Source organism: Flectobacillus sp. (assembly GCF_049240685.1).
Classification (GTDB): domain Bacteria; phylum Bacteroidota; class Bacteroidia; order Cytophagales; family Spirosomataceae; genus Flectobacillus.
In genome coordinates, this window is record NZ_JBMLSD010000231.1 from 1 (window position 1) to 4,623 (window position 4,623).

Below are 4,623 nucleotides of genomic sequence, written 5' to 3' on the forward strand. Positions count from 1 at the left end.
TTACAAGAAATACGATTGAGGCGAATATTAGAATGAAATAGTCTTTTATCAAAAGCATCAACTAAATAGACGGACTGCCATAAAGACTCATCGCCTTGCTTCTGTTCAACTACCGTAGTTTAGGATGGCGTAATGGTTTGAGTGTACTAGCCTGTGTTTACTGAGTTTGAAATAGTGGATTTAACTAACTCCTAACTCAGTTAAAGTAGTTTGGCATCTATTACTGCTATAACTTTCTTACCCCAAGATGCTAGGAATAGAGAAAAATATGAAGATTATTTTGGTCAATAGTCACCATATTACGTCAGTTATAACAATACAAATAAAATAAAATAAGGGTATTAATCCAAAAATCAATCCCCTTATTTCAAAAATAAAATCACTACGCAATATAAAATTGAAGTCTTGAGCATTAAATATTAGACGAACATTGGTCTTGATAATTTAATAGAAGTAATCGTACAAAATTATATATAGGTTTTGTGTTTTAGGGACAAGGCAACAGGCACAAGGTACAGCGTGTTCAAATTTTATTATTGCCTACAGCCATGCTTTTCTCCGAAAGCCGATACCTAACAGCCCAATGACCAATCTTAAATTTTATTTTGCCCACTAACTTAAACACCATTTCCCCTCTAGCTTAGGGTTTCATGCCCCTAACCTGAAAAATCAAATATTGGAGCTTTCGGCTTGTGCATTCGGCAAAAGCATATCTATCGTTGCTTAAAATCAATTGGACACTACTTGCCTTGCGCCTGTTGCCTAAAACACAAAACTTCAATCTAGTCTTGCACACTTACCCGGCAATCATCAAGCAAAGCTCATATCATCGGCACTTGGTCCGTAACTTCCTGGGATAGGTATGTCAAGCAATCTCAAAAACACCCCCAGCTGTGCTCGGTGATGGATAATTTGAGAAAACGTCATTCGCAAAACCTCCACTTTAGGATCAGCGCTATAGATAGTTTCTCCAGCGCGTAATGTCCATGGTTGTTGAAAAGTACTTTCGTCGGCGCTAGCCAATGCATCTCTTGCATCCAAAAGATTTTTCTCAAAAAACTCTAACAGTTCGGTTGTAGTTTGAAAAGAAGGCATCGTATAAGGATTTTGTTGAAAATCCAACTCGTCCGTTTCCAGCACCATTCTTACCCAGCTTGGAAGTTCGGCTACATGTGCCGACAAACTTTTTAGGGACATACTTTTGGAATGTGGTTGCCACTCAAATTGAGCATCAGGAACAATGCTTAACATTTTGCGGGTTGTTTTTGCTTCATTTTCTAATTCCTGCTGAAGTACTGATAATACGGTCATAAAAGGAGGGTTTTAATTTTGTATTTGATTGAGTTTTCTACAAAGTAACCACCCCTACATGACAACCCTATGTCAGTAAGTTTCTGATTTTTTTATAATTTTTCTAAAATTTTAAGAACAATTCCCTTTATCATTTCTTTCAATTCTATCGGCTCAATGATTTCGGCATAATGCCCAAAATTTAAAAACCAATGTGCAAAGCCCCTTACTGAGGCAGTCAGGAAGGTCATTTCGACGTGTTCGCCTTTATCCTTTTGGTCAACAAATCCGTTATAATATTTTTGATCGCCAAAGTATCTCAACACCTGCTTTTCCACTTGGATTTTTACTAATGTCAGATTCTCTTTTTGACTAAACTTAGGAAGATAACTTTGTAAGGAATCATGCTTATGACAAAAAACCTCATCGAGTCCAACAAGAGATTTAATTCTGTCTATCCGAAAATGCCTGTAATCGTTTCTCAAATGACAATAGGCAATCAGGTACCAAGCAGTAGCTTGAAGGAAAATCCCAACAGGTTCAATCTTTCTAAGGCTTTCGGCCTGCGAGTGATTGGCAAAATAGTTCATCTCCAAACAACGCTTATCCGCAATGCTTTGTAAAAGCGTTTGAATATGATTGCTTTCTACACTGTGCTTAGGCAAATACGGGTTTTCAAGCACTTCAATATGGTTGGATATAACATCGAGATAATCCTTCTCCTTCATCTTCAATACAGCCTTAACTTTGAATAAGGCCGACTGGTAGGTAGTCCTCGTTTGCTCATCGGTTAGTTTCTCTACTAATTTTTCGGCGGTCAGAAATGCCGTTGCTTCCTCTCTTGTGAACATCACAGGAGGAAGCCGATAACCATCCATAATGCTGTAGCCAATGCCCACCTCTCCAATTATCGGAACGCCAGCTTCTTCGAGGGTACGGATATCTCTGTACACTGTGCGCAAACTTATACCAAAACGGTCGGCTAGTTCTTGGGCTTTTACCACCTTTTTTGACTGTAGTTGAATCAAAAAAGCGGTAACTCTATCTATACGATTCATACCAATGGGATAGTTATAGGTTTGGAAAATGAAAATATAAAAGCAAAATTCGTATTTCTAAGGTTGATATAAAATTCCTTTTGTATATTTAAACTACACTTCCATCTAATCATGAAAACTACGACTCTAATTCGCTTCTGCGCTATTTGGTTATTTTTCAATATACATTCCTTATCTGCTCAGAATAAGCCCATTGAACTTTGGAAAAACCGACTTTTAACCGAAACTCGTGAAATTCCTAAAATTGATATTCTTTTAAACCTTTCAAAAGAATATGAGCTCGATAACAATTTGAATGAATCATTGGCTCATGCCCAACAAGCCCTAAGTCTTTCCGAAAAAGCCAATTATAAAAAAGGTATGGCTTTTGCCTACTTACAACTCTCGCTTGTAAATGGAAAATTAGGAAATAAATCCACCGCTCGCAAACAACGTAACAAAGCCAACGACCTGCTGGAAGAGGTAAATCAACATATCGGAAACGATATTGTACAGCTACAAAAACAACAGCTTTTGGCCGAAGAGGAACTCAAAAAAGACCAAGAGGAATTGGCCTTACAAAAAGAGGAGGCAGAAAAAAAACGCCAAGAACTTGAACAAAAAAATGCTGAAGTCGAACAATCAAAAGGCGAAATTGCACTTTCCTTACAGACAATCAATGAGCTGAGCGGGGATATTTCGGAAAAAGAATCTATGTTGCTTAAAAAACAACGTCAGTTGGACAAGCAGGCCGATAAAATCAAAATCCTTCGACAAGAGAAAGCCCTCCAAGACTTAGCACTTGAAAAACAAAAAGTTGTCCAAAAATTGATGCTGGTGGTCGTCGGAGCTATTTTGTTATTAGTCTTATTTCTATTGATTTTGTTTTTTAATAAACAAAAAAGTAATGAAAAATTAGCTGAAAAAAACGAAATTATCGAATATGAAAAGCATCGTTCAGATGAATTATTATTGAACATTTTACCCTCCGAGCTGGTGGAGGAACTAAAAGAAAAAGGTACAGCAACCACACGGTATTATGAATCGGCTACTGTGATGTTTACCGACTTCAAGGGTTTTACACAAATAGCCGAACAATTATCACCGCAAGAGCTTATCGAAGAAATAGATTACTGTTTTAAAGGTTTTGACTTGATTCTTGAAAAATATTCCAGTATCGAAAAAATCAAAACCATCGGAGATGCTTACCTATGTGCAGGTGGGATTCCGATGCCTGATGAACAGCACCCAATAGAGGTAATCTGGGCAGCTTGGGAAATATTAGCGTTTATGAAAAAAAGAGAAATTCAGCGCAAATCTCAAGGAAAACCTTTTTTTGAAATCAGAATAGGTATCCATTCTGGCCCCTTGGTGGCAGGGGTTGTTGGAGTAAAAAAATTTGCCTACGATATTTGGGGAGATACCGTAAATACCGCCTCAAGAATGGAAAGCAAAAGCGAAGTTGGCAAAATAAATATTTCTGGAAGTACCTACCAACTAATCAAGTCTTCTTTTGAATGTCATTATCGTGGCAAAATTCAAGCAAAAAATAAAGGCGAAATAGATATGTACTTTATCGAAAATCCCATCAAATAATCGCATTGGTTTGAAATTAAAGCCTTGAAATGTTTCTGTAAAAAATCATGCAATATGAATCTTGATTTTGCTCAACAATATATTTTGGAAAGATTGAGTCAGGAATTAGCCCCTCATCTGACCTACCACCATATCAACCATACCTTATCAGTAACCGAAAGAGCCCTACAAATTGCTCAATCAGAAGGAGTTACCAACAAGGAAAGTATCTTATTGCTTCGTACTGCAGCGCTTTATCATGATTCAGGATTCTTGATTTCTTATGACAATCATGAGTATTTTAGCTGTCAAATTGTAGAGGAAATTTTACCTCAATTTGAATACAATAACGCCCAGATTTTACAAATCACCGAGATGATTAAAGCAACCAAGATACCTCAGTCACCCCATGATTTGCTCGCAAAAATACTTTGTGATGCTGATTTAGATTATTTGGGGGGTACGGGCTATTACCCCACTGTTGCTTCCCTTTTTGAGGAGTTGAAATACTATGGAAAAATGACCTCTGCAGACAATTGGATTCAAGTCCAGATAGATTTTTTGACTAAACATCGTTATTTTACTCAAACAAACCAGAAAGAACGGTCTTTGGAAAAAGAAAAAAGAGTAAATGAATTACGGCTGAGTATTAGAAGTTTTGACAATAGGCCATAAAATACCTAAACTTTTTCTTTGCAATTTTTAAGTGTAAGTAAGTTAT

At 36.9% G+C, this 4,623-nt stretch carries 4 protein-coding genes; 2 read left to right on the top strand and 2 right to left on the bottom strand.

What is annotated here, in order from left to right; translation table 11 throughout:
* Positions 1-810 precede the first annotated feature (810 nt).
* Both ACOVQ4_RS10590 and ACOVQ4_RS10595 read right to left on the bottom strand, forming a co-directional pair.
* The gene (locus ACOVQ4_RS10590; RefSeq protein ID WP_421820614.1) at positions 811-1,311 is read right to left on the bottom strand and encodes a DinB family protein; all 501 of its coding nucleotides are present in this window, start codon (positions 1,309-1,311) and stop codon (positions 811-813) included.
* 92 nt (positions 1,312-1,403) lie between these two features.
* Positions 1,404-2,348, bottom strand: a complete 945-nt coding sequence (locus ACOVQ4_RS10595; protein WP_421820615.1) for a helix-turn-helix transcriptional regulator — start codon at positions 2,346-2,348, stop codon at positions 1,404-1,406.
* 111 nt (positions 2,349-2,459) lie between these two features.
* Here ACOVQ4_RS10595 and ACOVQ4_RS10600 point away from each other — a divergent pair, with 111 nt between their 5' ends.
* Positions 2,460-3,923: an adenylate/guanylate cyclase domain-containing protein gene (locus tag ACOVQ4_RS10600; RefSeq protein ID WP_421820616.1), complete on the top strand. Its 1,464-nt coding sequence runs from the start codon at positions 2,460-2,462 to the stop codon at positions 3,921-3,923.
* 54 nt (positions 3,924-3,977) lie between these two features.
* Complete coding sequence (locus ACOVQ4_RS10605) at positions 3,978-4,577, top strand: HD domain-containing protein (protein ID WP_421820617.1); 600 nt, start codon at positions 3,978-3,980, stop codon at positions 4,575-4,577.
* The last annotated feature ends 46 nt before the right edge of the window (positions 4,578-4,623 follow it).